General features: G+C 47.4%; 15 protein-coding genes. 13 read left to right on the top strand and 2 right to left on the bottom strand.

From position 1 onward, the window contains the following. Positions 1–141: 141 nt before the first annotated feature. Positions 142–1,557, bottom strand: coding sequence for an extracellular solute-binding protein (locus tag EKN16_RS20595; protein ID WP_125661528.1), 1,416 nt, complete (start codon positions 1,555–1,557; stop codon positions 142–144). Positions 1,558–1,954: 397 nt separating this feature from the next. Here EKN16_RS20595 and EKN16_RS20590 point away from each other — a divergent pair, with 397 nt between their 5' ends. From EKN16_RS20590 to EKN16_RS20560, 7 genes are all read left to right on the top strand, one after another. Continuing rightward, the gene (locus tag EKN16_RS20590) at positions 1,955–3,313 is read left to right on the top strand and encodes an ABC transporter substrate-binding protein (protein ID WP_232015885.1); all 1,359 of its coding nucleotides are present in this window, start codon (positions 1,955–1,957) and stop codon (positions 3,311–3,313) included. A gap of 77 nt (positions 3,314–3,390) precedes the next feature. Further along, complete coding sequence (locus EKN16_RS20585) at positions 3,391–4,260, top strand: carbohydrate ABC transporter permease (protein ID WP_125661522.1); 870 nt, start codon at positions 3,391–3,393, stop codon at positions 4,258–4,260. Positions 4,261–4,270: 10 nt separating this feature from the next. Then, positions 4,271–5,092: a carbohydrate ABC transporter permease gene (locus tag EKN16_RS20580; RefSeq protein WP_125661519.1), complete on the top strand. Its 822-nt coding sequence runs from the start codon at positions 4,271–4,273 to the stop codon at positions 5,090–5,092. 70 nt (positions 5,093–5,162) lie between these two features. Beyond that, positions 5,163–6,005 carry an isochorismatase family protein gene (locus EKN16_RS20575; protein WP_164522909.1) on the top strand — a complete coding sequence of 281 codons (843 nt, stop codon included), beginning with the start codon at positions 5,163–5,165 and terminating at the stop codon, positions 6,003–6,005. Positions 6,006–6,012: 7 nt separating this feature from the next. After that, positions 6,013–6,756 (top strand): amidohydrolase family protein, encoded by a 744-nt coding sequence (locus tag EKN16_RS20570; RefSeq protein ID WP_125661512.1) that lies wholly within the window; start codon positions 6,013–6,015, stop codon positions 6,754–6,756. After that, on the top strand, positions 6,756–7,631 hold the full coding sequence (locus EKN16_RS20565) for an amidohydrolase family protein (protein ID WP_125661509.1): 876 nt from the start codon (positions 6,756–6,758) through the stop codon (positions 7,629–7,631). The genes EKN16_RS20570 and EKN16_RS20565 overlap by 1 nt, the downstream gene beginning before the upstream one ends. 30 nt (positions 7,632–7,661) lie before the next feature. After that, a complete protein-coding gene (locus EKN16_RS20560; RefSeq protein WP_125661506.1) occupies positions 7,662–8,648 on the top strand; it encodes a zinc-dependent alcohol dehydrogenase in 987 nt (328 codons plus the stop codon). A gap of 218 nt (positions 8,649–8,866) precedes the next feature. Here the strand turns inward: EKN16_RS20560 and EKN16_RS20555 are convergent, their stop codons facing one another. Continuing rightward, positions 8,867–10,099 carry an aminopeptidase gene (locus EKN16_RS20555; RefSeq protein ID WP_125661503.1) on the bottom strand — a complete coding sequence of 411 codons (1,233 nt, stop codon included), beginning with the start codon at positions 10,097–10,099 and terminating at the stop codon, positions 8,867–8,869. 390 nt (positions 10,100–10,489) lie between these two features. Here EKN16_RS20555 and EKN16_RS20550 point away from each other — a divergent pair, with 390 nt between their 5' ends. The 6 genes from EKN16_RS20550 (at position 10,490) to EKN16_RS20525 (ending at position 17,252) form a co-directional block, all read left to right on the top strand. Then, entirely contained in the window at positions 10,490–11,392 is a 903-nt protein-coding gene (locus EKN16_RS20550; RefSeq protein WP_125661500.1) for a DMT family transporter, read from the top strand. Positions 11,393–11,555: 163 nt separating this feature from the next. Beyond that, on the top strand, positions 11,556–12,764 hold the full coding sequence (locus tag EKN16_RS20545; RefSeq protein WP_125661497.1) for a stalk domain-containing protein: 1,209 nt from the start codon (positions 11,556–11,558) through the stop codon (positions 12,762–12,764). Positions 12,765–13,063: 299 nt separating this feature from the next. Continuing rightward, entirely contained in the window at positions 13,064–14,173 is a 1,110-nt protein-coding gene (locus EKN16_RS20540) for an ABC transporter substrate-binding protein (RefSeq protein ID WP_125661494.1), read from the top strand. Positions 14,174–14,260: 87 nt separating this feature from the next. Continuing rightward, on the top strand, positions 14,261–15,142 hold the full coding sequence (locus EKN16_RS20535) for an ABC transporter permease (protein WP_125661491.1): 882 nt from the start codon (positions 14,261–14,263) through the stop codon (positions 15,140–15,142). Positions 15,143–15,165: 23 nt separating this feature from the next. Continuing rightward, the gene (locus tag EKN16_RS20530; RefSeq protein ID WP_232015884.1) at positions 15,166–16,056 is read left to right on the top strand and encodes an ABC transporter permease; all 891 of its coding nucleotides are present in this window, start codon (positions 15,166–15,168) and stop codon (positions 16,054–16,056) included. Further along, positions 16,053–17,252 carry an ABC transporter ATP-binding protein gene (locus EKN16_RS20525; RefSeq protein ID WP_311545807.1) on the top strand — a complete coding sequence of 400 codons (1,200 nt, stop codon included), beginning with the start codon at positions 16,053–16,055 and terminating at the stop codon, positions 17,250–17,252. The genes EKN16_RS20530 and EKN16_RS20525 overlap by 4 nt, the downstream gene beginning before the upstream one ends. Positions 17,253–17,906 lie beyond the last annotated feature (654 nt).

Raw genomic sequence — 17,906 nt, 5'->3', positions numbered from 1 at the left:
CCAGCCGGGCGACAACATCTCCAACGGAGAAGGATGTGTTGGCGGAAGAAGAAGGGCCGACAGAAATGGTCGGCCCTTCTTGCGTCTAAAAAGTCCAGTATAGGTGTCACTGCTCGCGAAACGTCCAGTGCTAACCTTGTCCTACTTGGCGCTCTCTCCAGCTTCATGACCCGCGGCCTTTCCCGCGTGTTGCAGAACCAGTTGCTCATACAGCTTGACAATGGAGGATGCCGGTTCGAGGCCAAGCCAAAACAAGCTCATTTTTTCTTCCAGACCTCTTACCACGTTCTCATCAAAAAGCTCGAATTTAAAAAAATTGTTGTCCATGTTTTTCTCGGAAATATTTAAACGTTCCAGATAAGCTTCCGACCTTTGCGAACGGTTAATCGGTTCCTTGACGGACAAAAATGGCGTATTAGCTGCCATTGTGCGTTGGGTTTCGTCCTCCAGAGCGATCCGTATAAACTCCGAAGCCAGCCTCGCTTTGTCGCTTGATGCGGGAATCATAAAGGCGTTGGCAATCAGAAGCGTCGAATGTTCATTGCTGAATGGCAAGTGTATCTCCTGAGGCGTGAAATTCATGCTTTCATTCTGCCAGTTGGCCATTTCAAACGTCGTCGTCAGCGCCATAGCAGATTTTCCGTAAATGAACGGAGTTTGCGGCCAACTCCATTCCGGGAATGTCGTCGCGATTCGCTGGTGAAAGCACAAATCCTGGATGACCGACAGCGATTGCGTCAAAATTTGCTTTTGAGTTTTAATATCAGACCGTCTGAACCCGTTCATTAAGGCGAATACAGGCCAGCGATTGAAAATCCGATGCATAGAAAAGCCGAATTGGGTCGTCATGCCGTCCTGTACGACGGTCATCCGTTTTGCTGAATCCATAAAATCGTCGAATGTCCACTGCCCTTCGGGGAGCGGCACGCCGCGCTCTGCGAACAATTGCGGATTACAGACGACGAACACGGGAGAGAACGTAAACGGCGCAGCTTTCATTTCGCTGCCTTGTTTAAAATGACGTATGACCTTCGGATATACCTGATCCGTCAAGTCCGACAAATAGGGGGCGAGGTCTATAAAGTCATTCGAATTGTCCATGCTGGTAAATTGCATGTCCGGTACCAGTACGAGATCGGCGGTCAGCCCCATTTCACTGCTGGAACGGAATGATTCCCAAAATTTTTCAATTGGCAGCTCGAGCATCTTCACCGAAACATTAGGGAACTTTCGATTAAAAGCTTCAATAAAAAGCGGCAGTCCGCGATCGATGAAAAAAGCGGGGGATGGCGCCAGAATGCGCAGCGTATTTTGCTCCGGACCGTCGACGACAAGATCCTCGGGAATCATCGTACCGAGACCGACCCGTTTGATGACGAGCCCTTCTTTATGTAACTGATCCAGTGCTTTGCGTACGGAATTACGACTCAAGCCGTAATAGGTGCATAAGTCATTTTCCGGCAGTAAGTATTCGCCAGGCTTGATGAAACCGGTATAGATTTGTTCCTTTAATGTGTTGTAAAGCTTGGTGTATAGAAATTCGTTTTTTCTTCGCATAGATACCCTCTTATGGTATAGGTTATGGACATATCCCTTACTTTGCAACTATATCACAAACCATCTAAGAAAAGAATCAGTAAGCGCTGGAACGAGCGACTGAGCTGAAATACGATTGTAGAAAGCAGTTCATCCCAAGGATATACAGCTTTTTATGCATGTGTCATTCTCCGGAACTCACATGAAATCGATGTATTTTTCAATAATAGTATTGACATCAGCCAGCATTCAACTTAGTATTATGACAAAGGTATAGGTAAGGAACATATACCTTATTTTTATTTCATTTATCCCATTCTTTTCAGAAAGTGGTGAGGTTAAATGAAAAGTTGATTCAACGAAGAATGCAAGCATGAGGAGTGCAAAAACGATTCCAAGGGGGAAATATTCAATAGTCATGCGTAAACTATCCGTAATCCTATCGGTCGCTCTGGCAATAAGTTTGATTTTATCTGCATGCAGCAAAAGTAATGATGCTTCAAGCTCTGCGGAGACTCCGTCAAAAGGAAGTGCAAGCGTTTCCAATAAAGAAATTCCTATCAAACTATGGATTTATCCTATGATGAATGGCATAAAAGGGGATGGAAACGGAAATCCGGACGATTGGGCGAAAGAGTATGCTCGCCAGTTCAAAGAAAAGCATCCGAATGTGAATGTGTCAGTGGAACTGCTCGATTGGGGGGGAGGAACGGAGAAAATTGATGTTTCAATAGCGTCAGGGTCGCCTCCAGATCTTGTATACACGATTAATAATTTCGGCGGGGTAACGAAATATGGAAAAATGGGCGTGTTGGAGCCTATCGATCCTTTCCTTGAGCAAGCCGATTGGGATGACTACTCGGAAGCGGTAAAGGGAGCAATGAAGTATAACAACACGACGTATTTATGGCCATGGTTGAAATTGGTATCGGGTGTCGCGATCAATTTGGATCTTTTCAAAGAAAGAAACGCCGTCGATTTACTCCCGCTTGATCGCCCTCTTCGGGATTGGACGTTTGAAGAGTTCACCAAAGCGGCCGAAGCCATGACATTCAGCAGAAAGAACGGAAGCAAGCCTGACGTTTACGGAACTGCAGTTTGGGCAAAGGATGCGCCATATTACATGTATTTGAATGGTGTGACCAATGGAGGCAATGTATTAAACAGCGCTTTCGACAAAACGACCATTACGGAACCGAAATTTGTGGAAGGCGTTCAATACAGTATTGACCTGGCTAACAAGTACAAAGCAGCGCCCCCGGGGGCGGCAGGTCTTACGGCAACCAATGTGAACGATATGTTTTTGAATCAGCAAATTGCGATGTATCCGAGTTTCTCCAATATTGCGGACCAAGTGAAGAACGCGCCGAAGCCGTTTGAGGTTGCCTTTGTCGCTCCTCCTCACGGTCCGGGTCAAGAAACGACGGCATGGAACAACGTAGGCGGATTTATCGCATTCAAGCAGCAGGATGAAGAGAAGAAAAAAATGGTCATGGAGTTTGCCAGATTCATTACGAACACGGAGAACTCCAAAATATTAAAAGCGATTGCTGTATTCCCTGCTCGAAATTCAACCGGTAATTTATACGGTGACGATCCGGTTATGAGCTATTTCGATCAACTTTCCCAATATGGCAACTCCTTATTTTCCAGAGCGTTCGGAATGGTGGCTGTTTCCGACTGGGAAGTTGAATTGCAAGCTATGCTGACGGGTGAGAGATCCGTTAAAGACGGCCTGAGTAATCTTGAAAAGACCATACAAAAAGAATTGAAATAAAAAGCAGATCAGGCAGTTGGCGCGGTGTAATTCGGAGATTTACCGAACCGCTCCAATTGCCGGTTAGGAGTAGTCGAATGGCTCGCTTGCGCACTTACATTCCCGCCTATTTGTTTTTGTTGCCATCTTGCTTGTTGTTCTTTTGCTTCATGTTTCTGCCTATTTTCAAAGGGCTCCAATTGAGCTTTCAAAAATGGACGCTTGCTGGATACGAATGGGTGGGGTTAACCAATTATCAACAAATATTCGTAGACCCTGCGTTCTGGAAATCGTTATCTATCACTGGACTCTATGCAGCGGTCACTGTGTCGACAGGATTATTCATATCTCTGCTCGTTGCTTTTTGGATCGATCCGTTATCCGGAAAGATACAGGGATTTTTCAAAGCGGCTTTTTATTTGCCAAGCGTTGCGCCGATTGTAATCGTATCCATATTGTGGGGATGGCTGTACAATCCATCTTTTGGATTATTCAATTATTTGTTGGATAAATTTGGTTTGGAGCCTGTTCTATGGCTTGGCGATCCCGACGTTGCGCTTATTTCGATAATGATTATGACGCTTGCTGTCGGTCAAGGTCCAAACATATTAATATTGGCTGCATCGCTAGGCGGAATTCCGAAGGACTACCAGGAAGCGGCACGCATTGACGGGGCGAATTTCATGCAGGAAATCATTCATGTCAGAATGCCGATGCTGAAGCCCACTTTAACTTATTTGGTCGTTGTCAATACCGTAGGTTCGTTTCAGGTGTTTGCTCCGATTTATCTCCTGACTTCCGGAGGACCTAATGGGGCGACAAAAACAATTGGTTTTCTTATCTATGAGAATGCGTTTAAAAAGTTCGATTTTGGTGTAGCCTCCGCACAGGCTGTTATTTTACTGATTCTTGTCATGATCATTGCTGTTATCCAGTTTCGTTCGATGTCCAGCGATCTGGAGTATTAGGAGGGCAACTATGCGAAAAATTCATCTGCCGACCCTTGCAAGTGTTATCCTTTTATTCGTATGGGCGCTGATCTTGTTATTTCCATTTTATTGGATGTTTCTAAGTGCATTCAAACCGGCAATCTCTGCTATTAAAACTCCTCCGGACTTGTCATGGGCCAACCTCAATTTCGTTAACTTTAAGAAGCTTGCCTCGAATTCGATCAGTTGGATTTGGACCTTCAATAGTCTCTTTGTTGCAATCAGCGGGATGCTTGGCAATGTGTTTTTATGTTCCATGGCGGGTTATGCTTTGGCCAAAAAGAAGTTTCCGGGAAAAAGACTGATTTTCTGGCTTATTATCAGCGTTATGATGACGACTACACAGATTATTATGGTTCCTCTGTTTATGTTAATTCGAGATATGGGTTTATTAAATACGTATTCCGGTTTAATTCTGCCTATTTTGGTTTCACCATTCGCAGTTTTTCTTACCAAGCAATTTATGCAAACCATTCCTGGTGATCTGATTTCTTCGGCTAAGATGGACGGTTGTTCGGAGTGGCGTATTTTCTACAATATTATTCTTCCCATTTCGATGCCGGTACTGGCGATTGTGGCTATTTTCGGTTTCATAACGCAATGGAACGATTTTCTTTGGCCGCTTTTGGCTACGGAGTCGCGCGAAATGCGGACTTTACAGGTCGGACTTGCATCCATGCAATTGCAAAATACCGATTATGGGTTGATTCTCGCAGGATCCGTGTGGACCATGGTTCCCATCATCGTTTTGTTCCTTTCATTTCAACGCTTTTTTGTCAGAGGCATTACGATTGGAGCAGTAAAAGGCTGATTCTACAACCGCGTTTCAATTCACAAGATAAACGGCTTTTATGCTTTGTAGAAAGAAGGAGACCGCAGAGATGATCATAACCGTTCCGACTAACTACTATAAACAGTTCGATGCTGATTTTACCTTAGATGTTCCAGGAGAAGGTTTCGGTGGCTGGCACAAGGCTAACCTGGAATTGAATACGGAACGAACGGCGCTTGTGGTCTTGCATGCTTGGGATGCAGGCACGCATCATCAGTTCCCTGGCTGGCATCGGGCAGTGGAGTATTTTCCCCGGGCGGATGAAATTTGTTCGAATGTTTTGCCAGGGCTGTTGAATGCGTGCAGAAATAACGGTATTGCGGTGTTACATGTGATCGAGCCGGTCGGCTCGTATTATCAATCTTACCCGGGTCATCAGAGAGCAGTTGAACTTGTCGGGACAGAGAGCCCGCCTCTTGAACAGATTGAGAAAGACGTAACGTTGCTTAACCTGGAAAAGTTTAAGAGGGAAGAAGCTTTTCCAGGAAAGCACAATTTGGAGGATATCGAACGAGGATTCGGAAGACTGGATATTCCTATGGCTGTAAAACCAATAGGGAATGAAGGAGTCGCCGCTACCTCGGAGCAGTTGTTTGCCTTATGCAAGGAAAAGGGAATTAATCATTTGATTTACACGGGGTTTGCTCTAAATGCCTGCATCTTCCAAAATCCAGGCGGGATGATTGATATGAGGCGAAGGGGAATATTTTGTTCTGTCGTTTCACAGGCTGTGACAGCTGTGGAGAACAAAGAGACGGCTTCTCGCCAATTGGCGAAGGAGCTATCTCTTTGGCAGACCTCGCTTTTTTTCGGACTTGTATACGATGCCGACGATTTGGTTCATGCGCTCCAAAACAAGCGAGCAAGATCGCTGGATCGGATGATGAGGTGAGTCAAGAATGATCGATGCTCACATCCATCTGTCGGGTTCTGATTTGCATCCGGACACCTTAGCAGAAGGTGAACGTCTGGGAATTCGTCATTTTGTCGGAAGCTGTCTCGGTGAATTTCAATTTCAGCCTTCTTTTGAAGAGGTTTATAGAGCGAACCAGGATATGGCGGGGGTTATTCGTCGATATTCGAACCGGGTATCCGGTTATTGTTACGTCAATCCACGGCATGGCGAACAGGCGATTTCCGATTTTCGCCATCGAATCGAAGATGACTCGATGATTGGAATAAAGCTGTGGGTGGCGACTTATTGCAATGATCCATTGGTGTTTCCTTTTGTCGAACAGGCGATTGCCTATCGAGCTCCTATATTGATACACGCCTGGCGTAAAACCGTCGGTCAGCTGGCATATGAGTCAACCGCTTTTCACGTTGCTGATTTGGCCGAGCGCTACCCTGAAGCCAATATCATAATGGCTCATATGGGGGGGCAGGTGGAAAGCGCAATGAATACAATTGCCCCTTATTCAAATGTGAGGATAGACACCTCTGGCACCCCAATCGGAACTGCTGAAGTTATGATTGCAGTAGAACGACTCGGAGCGGATCGCGTCATTTTTGGCTCTGATCTTCCAATTGCTTGTTTAGCGAGCAATATTGGGAAAGTTATTGGAGCCGGGTTATCTCCGCAACAGCTAGAGCTTGTCATGGGCGGCAATATGGAAAAAATTTTGGCGGAGGTGATCCGATAGTGCAAAATGCAGACATTCGGCAATACAGTTTTGCACTGCCGCAGGTCACAAAACGATTTGAGAAGTTTATGGAGCTGAAGGCCATTGATATGACGGCATTCCTTGGTCAATGGCCTTACCGACTTCAGTCTTACGCCGCAGCGGAGGATCTCATTGCTATGGTCAACCGCTTGCAACTGGCTGGCGTATGTGTAAGTCATATTGCTTCGATTCATGGTCATGACACCAGATCAGGAAATGCGGCTTTGTTGACAGAATGCGCATCGGACAGCCGTCTTTGGCCGTTTGCGATCCTCAATCCATCAGAGCCCGGCTGGAAGGACGAATTGGCGTGGGTTGTCGGCAGCGGTGCACGAGGCGTGCGGTTGCTCCCTGGATTTCACGGGTATGATCTGGACAGCCCGGAAGTAAAGGAGCTGGTCCTTGCCGTACGAAAGGCAGATCTTCCATTGCAAGTGTTTTTGCGATTAGAGGACGAAAGGCTGCAGCACCAGCGCTATAAAGTGAAGCCCGTTTCGATTCATGCCATTGTAGAGCTCGCGGTCGCCCTGAAGGGTCATCGTTTGCTGATCAGCGGAGTACGCGATTACGAGTGGGATGAGGTATGGAGGCAATTGCCGTCCGAGCTTCGGACAGGGCAATTATTATTTGACCTCTGGTATTGCAATAGCCCGCTCGCTGCAATCGCTTCCTTATGTCGCCGCGGCGGGGCGGTTTCGTTTGTTTACGGTTCCGGTGTCCCGTTGCATCTGCCAGAAGCGACCGTGCTGCAGTTGGCCGCCGCTGAAATTTCCGAAGAGGATCGTTATGCCTTATGTCTGGGCAACGCGATGCGTTTTCTCGGCTTGCCGAAACAAACATCGATTGTATATTAATGTCGCTCCACTGTTAAGGGAGGAAGTCCGATGAAAGCAGCAAGAAGCGAAAACGGAAATGTGGCCATTGTCGATATTGGTATTCCTGAGCTCACGAAGACATCCATTCTTGTACAGACGGAATATTCGGCTCTCAGTTCCGGAACCGAACTTATGGTTGTGCAAGAAAAGCGCACTACTTTTCTGGGGTATAGTGCAACCGGAATTGTACGCGAGGTCGGCTCAGGTATTACACACATAAAGACCGGACAACGAATTGCATGTTATGGAGTGCCGACCCACTCCGAGTATTTTATGGCAAACAAGCATTCTGTTTCAATCGTTCCTGAGCACGTCGACCCCCGGGAAGCGGCTTTTGCAGGTATTGGGACTATCGCGATTCAGGCTTTGCGGCAAGCCGATTTGCATTTTGGCGAGTCGGTCGTCGTATTGGGTCTCGGTTTGTTGGGGCAGATGGTGGCGCAAATTGCCAAAGCAGCAGCTTATCATGTCATTGGTGTTGACCTGATCGAAGAACGTTGTCGTATAGCTGAGCAAGTGGGAATACATGCTGATTTCCATTCACCGGAGGAAGTAAAGGAATATATTCGTCAAATAACCGATGGTGAGGGAGTAGACTGTGTCATCATATGCGCGAGCTCCAAAAATCATCGGCTCATCGATCAAGGTTTGGAATGGATTCGAGATCGCGGGAAAATTATCATTGTTGGAGATACTCATACGGAGTTCGACCGCAATGCCATGTTTAATAAAGAAGCACAGATTACCATCTCAAGAGCCGGCGGTCCCGGTCGTTATGATGAGTCGTATGAGAAAGAGGGTCATGATTATCCTTACAGCTATGTCCGTTGGACGATGAATCGCAACTTAGGTGAATATGTTCGTTTGCTTGCCGATCATAGACTGAATCTTCAGCCTCTCATAACAGGGATTTATCGACTTGAAGAGATCGAAAGTGTATATTCATCTACCCGAAGCGCTCCCCAGAACTCTATGGGCAATTTGATTGCATTTTGATTCTCAGAATGGGGATGAGAATAAAGGTAACCTTCAACCGAAGTCCGATGGCTCTCGTTCTCTCAGTCGATAAAAAAGCTGGCGCGCATCGGGTTCTTCAACTCTTCTAACATAAAGGGGCACTTACAGGCAGCTATGGCTGCTTGCGAGTGCCCCTTTGTTGTAAGAGATAATAAAACCAGCAATGAGCTGAATTTCATTTGTTTGTTCAGGCAGCCTTAGATGGCCCAGTTTCCATTCCGGAAGATTGGCTCAAGCTTGCCATCTTGTGTGACTCCGTCAATATTCATGTCAGGTGAGCCAATCATGAAGTCTTCATGCGTAAGACTCCGATTCGCGCCATGAGCGAGAAGCTCTTCGGGCTGCATCTTGGTGCCGCCTTCAATATTAACGGGATACGCCTGACCCAGAGCCAGATGGCAGGAAGCATTCTCGTCGTACAAAGTATTGAAGAAGATCACATTGGAGTTGGAGATGGGTGAATCATGAGGAACTAGGGCGATTTCACCGAGATGTCGAGCTCCTTCATCCGTATTCAAGAGATTGGATAAAGCCTCATAGCCTTGTTGAGCTGAGAAATCAATCACTTTACCAGCCTTGAAGGTCAGAGAAAAGTCGTTAATGACCTGTCCGTTATAGTTCAAAGGCTTGGTGCTGCGAACGGTACCGTTTACGCCATCTCTGTGAGGCATCGTGAATACCTCTTCAGTAGGCATGTTCGGGTTGAACAGCACGCCCTTGGCATTCGCTTTGGCCCCGCCCAGCCAGATATGTCCTTCCGGCAGGTCAACAGTCAGGCTTGTGCCCGGCGCTTCGTATTGCAGCTGTTTGTAACGCTTGCCATTAAGCAGCTCGACCATTTGCAGCAATTTGGCGTTATGGTCTCTCCAGGCTTGGATCGGATCTTCCAAATCGATACGGGTAGCATCAATAATTCGCTCCCATAGCTTTTGTACCGCTTCATCGGTAGAGAGATCTGGGAACACTTTGGCTGCCCATTCCGGCGTCGCATAAGAGATGAGAGACCAAGCATTCGTGTGATTCATAAGCGTACTGCGGTATTTGTTAAGCGCAGTAGAAGCAGCCTTAGAAGCAGTTGCAACCCGAGTTGGATCTACGTCATTGAGCAGATTGGGGTTCGGGGAGTAAATTTGGATGAACGCAGCACCGTTCTCAGCGAATTCTTCCCACGCTTTGGCACGCCACATCGGGTACTCCGTGAATGCTTCCTCTGGAGCTTGCTTGTATTTAATGAGGGTAAGCTCCTCGTCGTTATATTCGACATGAACGTTCTTGGCCCCAGCTTCATAAGCCTTGGAAGCGATAAGACGAACCAGGGGTGCAGCAGCAATCGGCGCCATCACAACAACTGTCTGTCCTTCTTGCACATTAACGCCAACCTTCACTGCCAGGGAAGCATAATGCTCCAGATGTTTTTGAGTAGGGTACATATGGATTCCTCCTAAAGTTTTACGAAGTAAAACACTCCGTAAGCATAAGCTAAAGTTTTACGAAGTAAAACACTACGTAAGCATAAGCTAAAGTTTTACGAAGTAAAACACTTCGTAAGAATAAGTATAGTTTGCGTCAAACACTTCTCTATTATATTCCTTCTCTTATAGGCAGCTCAATGTCGGGAAACGGGAAAAGTGATAAATGCAAGAAAATGCCCGTGAATATGTGATGTGATACACGCTTTTGGGTGCGATCCGAGTCGCAGGCTGCTGTGAAGTAAGAAAAGGATTGTGTTTACCTGTGAAATCCTGCACACTGTTCCTCGAGGGTTTATTTTACAATAAATAATACTCATTTAGCAGTTTGGAATGGAGATATGGACGTATATGGATAGAAAATGGATCTATTACCTCGGACTCGCTTTGGTCTCGGTTATTTGGGGGGCGAACTTTGGGGTATCCCGGCTTGCGATGGATACGTTTGACCCGGTATTATTCTCTTTCTTGCGATTTGGAATTGCTGTACCGTTCTTCTTCCTCATTCTTCGGTGGAAGGAAGGGAGCGTAGGCATTCCGCTGCGAACAGCACTGCAGCTTGCCGCCATCGGTCTTATAGGCATTACAACGCTTGAAATCGCAGTCATGTACTCAATTAAATATACGACGCTGGCGAATGCATCGTTATTGAACGTTGCGCCTTGGCCGATATTCGCTGCCCTCTTTGGACCGTTATTTGTACGGGAAAGCATTTCCCCGCGTCTTATTGTAGGGGGCGCAGCTGCGATGTTCGGTGTCTGCTTCATTATTCTTGGGGGTAGTGAAGGATTCAATCTCTCCTCCAGCAATATGATCGGGAACTTACTGGCCTTCGGTGTAAGTATTATCGGTGCCTTGTTTAATTTGGCGACTATGCCGCTCATGAAACAGTACTCGGCGCTTCGGGTAAGCACGTGGTATATTTTCTTCGGCGTGTTGTTTATGTTCCCTCTGACTCTAGGATCATGGAGTAAAGTGGATTGGAGTGCACTAACGGTCTCCCATTATTCAGCGATTGCTTATAATGTACTGATTTGCACGGTGTTCGCGTTTGTCGTATGGAATGCGTGTATGTACAAAATTGGCGCGGCAAGAGCGAACTTCTTCCGCTATGTGGTCCCAGCAGCAGCCGTTGCGGCGGGATATCTCTTCTTCGACGAAAGCATCACAGGCTGGCAGCTGGCGGGAACCGTCTTCATGGCGGCGGGGCTGATATGGATTAGCTTGGAGCGGAAGCGTAAGGTAATAACGTGAGGTTGTGAAGAGATAGGCCTGTATCAGCAGTGCGGCCACGCCATTATTCGGATGAAATAAACGATCCCGATAATATATAAGCCCTTGTGGATATTCAGATGGAACATTTTTACATAATTTCGCGTCTGGATAGAGACAAAAACAAGGGAGAGATTATGAGCCTATGAAGACGCGAGATGATAAACGAACAAACAGAACACTGTTAGCAGCACTTGCAATTAGTCTTTTACTAGGGATATATGGTGGACAAGCAAATGCGCAGGCTTCTATTCCGGCGTCCCCGGCTATCACGACAACAGAGACTGTACCGGCAGTTGAGATTTCACCTGACATTTGGGTATTTGACACGAAGCATACCAACATGGACTTTTATATCAACAACGGGACGACCTATTTGTCTTATAAAGAAGCTGCTGCTATGTTTCGGGATCTGGTATGGTCCTTTGATCAGAAGTCCGGTAATTTGAATGTAAGTGGTCCGAACAGGACATTGAGCTGGAAGATTAACACCAGAACGGCTTTGCTGAATGGGAAACGGCACAAGATGTCGGCAGCTTTGATCCTGAAGAATGGCAGCTTAAGCTTGCCGATTCGCGATCTGGTCAATTGGGTCGGTGGCAGTATAAAGATGTATAAGGATAACTCCTTGGCGGTTTCCTATTCCATCCTTAACGTAGTATCCGGTGATCCTAAGAGCTGGTACTGGGTACGGAGAGATAATGGTTTCGTATATACGGCTATCGGCTCCGAGATGCCTCATAACATTGGCCGATCTGCTGTAAGAGCTTATCAATATGCTAACATGTCTGTCACTCATGCGGATGTTCATTCGGTTGTCTTGCAAGTCAACCATAACCACGGCGAACCGAGTTATGGTAATGATATTTATAAGCTGTATATTTATAATGGGAAGCTTGTCAGAGAGTCGCAGGTTGCGTATTACGGGGGAAGTTCGGTGGAAAGTATTGCGGAAGCAGATGGCTTGACCGTCATGCTGAATGGCTCTGATCTACTGTTAGTACGTTCGAATGGTACGGTGGAGAAGAAGTATGATCTGAAGAAGCTCGGAGGTCTGGACGAAGACTATACGGTTGAATATGCTTCTGTAAAGGATGGCATTCTGCTCATCCGGCCGTACGAATCACAAACCTTACTGCTTATTGATCCGAAGCTCGATACTCCTGTGATCTTATACAAGGAACTTCTGTCCAAGGAAGATCAAGAATTTTTTGAAAAATGGGGAAAAAGTCCATTCATGCCACCTAGAGAGGGTCTCCAATTCGTGAAAAGGGAAGGGAATACATTCACTTTCAAGCATACAGCACCAACAGGTAAGGTGACTGAGGGGCTAACCTATACGTTAACACGTTGATGCATAACTCTGTATTTATTCCAAGGAAAACGATCGTTACATCAAACAAAGAGCAGTCCAAAACTATGTTTATAGTTTTGGACTGCTCTTTTCCTTGGATACGCGGTCAAATTTATTACCTATCGTTACAGTCTACAGCTGTATTTCCCATAGACAAAAGGGTCTTTTTTTCTATTTTTACAAATATTATATATCACCTTGACCTTTGGAAAACATCATTTGGTTACAGTCAATGAGGTGCGAGTCCATCAAGAACCATCATCCAAACAAAAACCCGAATGGGGAAGGAGCTTGGAACCATGCGTAAAATGTGGAGCAAAGGGGTAAGCCTGCTTGTTATTGGGGGAATGGCTTTAAGCTTGGCAGCCTGCACGAAGGCAGAGAAAACGAACACTACGAATACAGGCGAAAAAGCAGCGCCAGAAATTTCGGTCGCGGATCTAGAGAAAGCGGCAAAAACCGAGGGCGAAATTGTTAGTGTAGGCATGCCGGACTCTTGGGCGAATTGGAAGGATACCTGGGCGGATGTATCAAGCGCCTACGGATTGAAGCATACAGATACAGACATGTCGAGTGCAGAAGAACTTGCGAAATTCGATGCAGAGAAGGATAAACCGACAGCAGATATCGGCGATGTTGGGATTGCTTTTGCTCCTGTTGCTGTAGAGAAAGGTGTAGCGCAGCCTTATAAACCAACGACCTGGGGTGATGTTCCGGACTGGGCGAAGGATAAAGATGGGAATTGGGTTGTTGGTTACCAAGGGACGATCAGCTTTCTAGTGAACAAGAAGCTCGTCAAGAATATACCAACAAGCTGGGATGATCTGCTCAAAGGCGACTACAAAATTGTAGTTGGCGATGTTACAAAAGCTGCACAAGCGCAAATGGGAGTGCTCGCAGCTGCAATAGCGATGGGCGGCGACGAGAGTAAAATTCAGCCGGGCATCGATTTCTTCGAGAAGCTTGCCAAAAATAACCGTATCAGCAATATAGAGATGTCGGTCGCGAATATCGAAAAGGGTGAAATCCCGGTTGCCCTTCTGTGGGACTTCAATGCACTTGGCTATCGCGAGCAAATTAATCATGATCAATTCGAGGTTGTTATTCCGTCCGAGGGCAGTGTCGTGAGCGGTTATGCAACGATCATTAACAAATATGCACCGCATCCGAACGCAGCGAAGCTGACTCGTGAGTATATTTTGAGCGATAAAGGCCAGATCAATCTAGCAAAAGGCTTTGCCCGTCCGATTCGTGACAACGTGAAGCTGCCAGACGATGTAGCCGCCAAGCTCATTGACAGCAAAGAGTACAAGAATGCGAAGCCAGTTGGCGACTACAAGGTGTGGGAAGAAACAGTCAAGACACTCCCGCAATTGTGGCAGGATAAAGTTCTTGTTCATATCAACTAAGCCATAACCCATCATCTGGGGCGGGGGTTATCACCCCGTCCCTTTTCTTCTGTGAACAGTCCCCATTTGGAAAGGGAGGCCAAAAGAATGAAGCAAAAGCGATCGGTTCCATTGAAGCAGCGCGGCCGCAGGTTCCGCTTTAGGTTCATCGTGCTGGCGCTTGTGCCTTTTGCGCTTATCGTAATCGGCTTCGAACTGCTCCCGCTCTTTTATATGATCATGACCAGTTTACTATCCGACGATGAAACGCATTATTCTCTCTCGCAATATGTAACAGCATTAACGAGTCCTTTTTATATGAAGGCGATTCAAAATAGCCTCTATATCGCGCTCGGCTCCAGCATCCTCGGCCTAATCGCAGCCCTATTTACTGCTTATTCGCTAACGAGGCTGCCCGAACGTGCGCGGGATCGACTGCTGACCCTCTCCAATATGACCTCTAACTTTGCTGGTGTTCCGCTTGCTTTTGCCTACATTATATTGCTCGGAAATAACGGGGTATTCACGCTGCTCCTAAAGTCGTGGGGGCTCGACGTGCTCACCATTAACTTATATTCATGGACGGGGCTTGTACTTGTATATGTATATTTTCAAGTTCCGCTTGCAACGCTGCTGCTCTATCCTGTTTATTATGGCGTTCAGGAGCGTTGGCGCGAAGCGGCTTCCCTCCTTGGGGCAGGTTCCTTTGCGTATTGGCGGCGGATAGCGCTGCCCATATTAGCACCGGGGATTGCAGGAACCTTCGTCATTCTGTTTGCCAACGCGATGGGTGCTTATGCAACGGCTTACGCGCTCGTTGGCAGCAACTTTAACTTACTGGCTGTTCGTATTGGCGCACTTGTTTCCGGAGATGTCATCACGAGGCCGCAGCTCGGTAGTGCGCTGGCCGTGCTGCTCGGCCTGATCATGCTTATAGCTATGTCGCTAAGTCAATGGTTCATGCGACGCGTTCGTAAAGATTTGGCGTGAACCAAGAGAGGAGTGCGATGACCGTGAAAGTGAAGCAACGAAAGCGGCGTAATCGAAGGTTCCGTTTCTATCACGCCGTACTGGCGATTATGCTCATCTATCTGTTCGTCCCGATGCTGGCTACGCTGCTCTATGCGCTTGCAGGAACCTGGCAGACGACCATTCTTCCGGAGTCATGGACCTTGCATTGGTTCGCTGATTTACTGCAGGATGCACGGTTCGGCGAATCATTTCTCCGGTCTTTATTCGTATGCGGCTTCAGCCTCATTCTTGGAGCGGCCGTGATCACACCGGCGGTCATGATTATATCGCTGGAGTTCCCGCGCTGGCAGAAGGTGCTTAGCTTCTTGGCGCTGCTTCCTTACGCTATTCCAGGTGTCGTGGCAGCTGTCGGCTTGCTTCGATTATATTCCTCTGGACCGCTGCCGATCTCGGGCACGGTCTGGTTATTATCCGCCGCCTATGTAATTGCGATCATGCCTTATATGTATCAGGGTGTGCGCGGGAGCTTGCAGGCCTTTCAAGCGGGTGCGCTGCTGGAAGCGGCAACGCTTCTGGGCGCTAACCGCTGGCGAGCTTATCGTTATGTGCTGCTGCCGAATTTATTGCCCGGCCTCACGGTATCGATGCTCTTGTCGTTTGCCGTTCTGCTGGGTGAGTTCGTTCTGGCCAATCTACTTGTAGGCGGCCATTACGAAACCGTTCAGCTCTATTTGTACCGAAGACAGTCCGAAAGCGGTCATTTATCTAGCGCGGTTGCTTTTACCTATTTTGTGCTCGTATTGATTGTGTCGGGTGTCATGCTCCAGCTCAGTAAGCGAATGTTCGCTGCACCCGCACAAGTGGAAGGCCCGGCTATTATGGGAGGAGCGGCTTCAGCGATGAATGCGCAAGAAGGGAGGAAGCTAGGATGATGAACAGCTATGTGGAGATTAACAAGGTAACCAAATATTTTAGCGGTTCACGTGATGTGGATGGAAGCAAGCCGGTTCTGGATCAGCTCTCCTTGCAGGTTAAGGAAGGGGAACTCGTGACGCTTCTAGGACCAAGCGGTTGTGGCAAAAGCACGCTGCTGCGCTGTATTGCTGGGCTTACCGATTACGAGGAGGGCGACGTTCATCTGGATGGCCAAGACCTTGCTCAGCTGGAACCGAAACGCAGGCAGGTCGGAATGGTGTTCCAATCCTATGCATTATTCCCCAATATGACGGTATACGATAATATTGCCTTCGGCTTAGTTATGCAGCGGCTGCCGCGTAAGGAAATTACGCAGCGTACAATGAAGATGCTGGAGCTTATTGATATGACGGACAAAAGCACCTCTTATCCGCATCAGCTATCCGGCGGTCAGCAGCAGCGCGTTGCGCTTGCACGTTCGCTAGCCATTCAGCCGAAGCTGATGCTGATGGATGAGCCGCTCAGCGCGCTGGATGCGAAGATCCGCAAGCATTTGCGCGCGGAGATTCGACGCATTCAGCGGGAGCTTGGCATGACGACTATCTTCGTCACGCATGATCAGGAGGAGGCACTTACACTGTCCGATCGCATATGTGTCATGCATGAAGGGCGGATCGAGCAGGTCGGAACACCAGAAGAGGTTTATGCAAGGCCGCTTACAACCTTTGTAGCAAAGTTTATCGGTAACTACAATGTGCTATCAGGCAGCGAAATGGCATCGCTAATCGATGGCTCCGACCTACCCCCGCCAGTAAGCGGCGCAGCAAAGGCGGGGATTGCGAGGGAAGAAATCGCTGCCGCCGCTGCTGGTAGATCCTCTTCTATGTATGAGAGATCACCATCCGTAGCTTATGCCATCCGCCCGGAAGCCATACAGATTCTAGACATTCGGGGTGGTTCATCGATAAGCAGCGGATTGGGAGAAGGTACTTCCTCCGAGCTGAGTGTGGAGCAGTTCAGTCGTGCTTATATCGTTGAAGCGACTGCAACTGACAGCGTTGTGCTGGGTGCACTTCTTCGTTACACCGTCGAAGCCAGAGGGATTTCGCTAATCGTCGATGCCCTCAATATACCTGGTCAGCGTAGAATGCCAGCTGGCTCATCTCTCCGATTACTTATCCCTCGCGATGCCTGTCTATCCTTAATGCCATAAACAAAGAAGGGGTCTTACCCGCAGGTCTGCGAACCAGACGCAGGATCGGGGGCAAGACCTTTTTCTCGTCAGAAATTGGACGACCCCCACTTCAAAAGAAGCGGGGGTCTGATTGCGTTTCTATTTAATTCTGCGTACGCTGTGAGCCTGCGCCGCCATGTATAAGAAGCGTAACCGCTAATGTCTTCCTACTCTCATAAATAATGCACGAAAGCAACGAAAGCCCTAACCTCTCAATCGTCCTTGCGGTTCCTCGACCGCGCCAGTATGAATCCGTGTTCCTTAAAGCAGCCGTGTTTAAAAGGAAAAAGAAGTTTGTGGTGGATTTTGAGGTAATCCAAACCCAATATGAGGAAAAAACCAGAGGTTACACTTGATACAAGATATTATTATACACGCATTGTAACTGGAAAGCAAGTTCCAATGATTGCTTTTCTTTGGGAATACATTAATATATCTCCGACAGACACCTTTAGAGCTGCTGTTACCTCCGTGTAAAGCAAATCTGCTGCCGAAGTATGCAATAGAAGATTGTTATTTCAACATTATTATGGAGCTTCCTTCACCTTCTTATTCATCCAGCAGGTTAGGGAGCGAATGCGATATCGTTTATCCTTCGCTCGAAATGCTGCGCTTTTATCATCGGTATATAGG

This window comes from Paenibacillus baekrokdamisoli (genome assembly GCF_003945345.1).
GTDB classification, from domain to species: Bacteria; Bacillota; Bacilli; order Paenibacillales; family Paenibacillaceae; genus Paenibacillus_Z; species Paenibacillus_Z baekrokdamisoli.
Note: the sequence above shows the minus strand (reverse complement) of the source record. Positions and strands in the feature narration are given on the sequence as shown.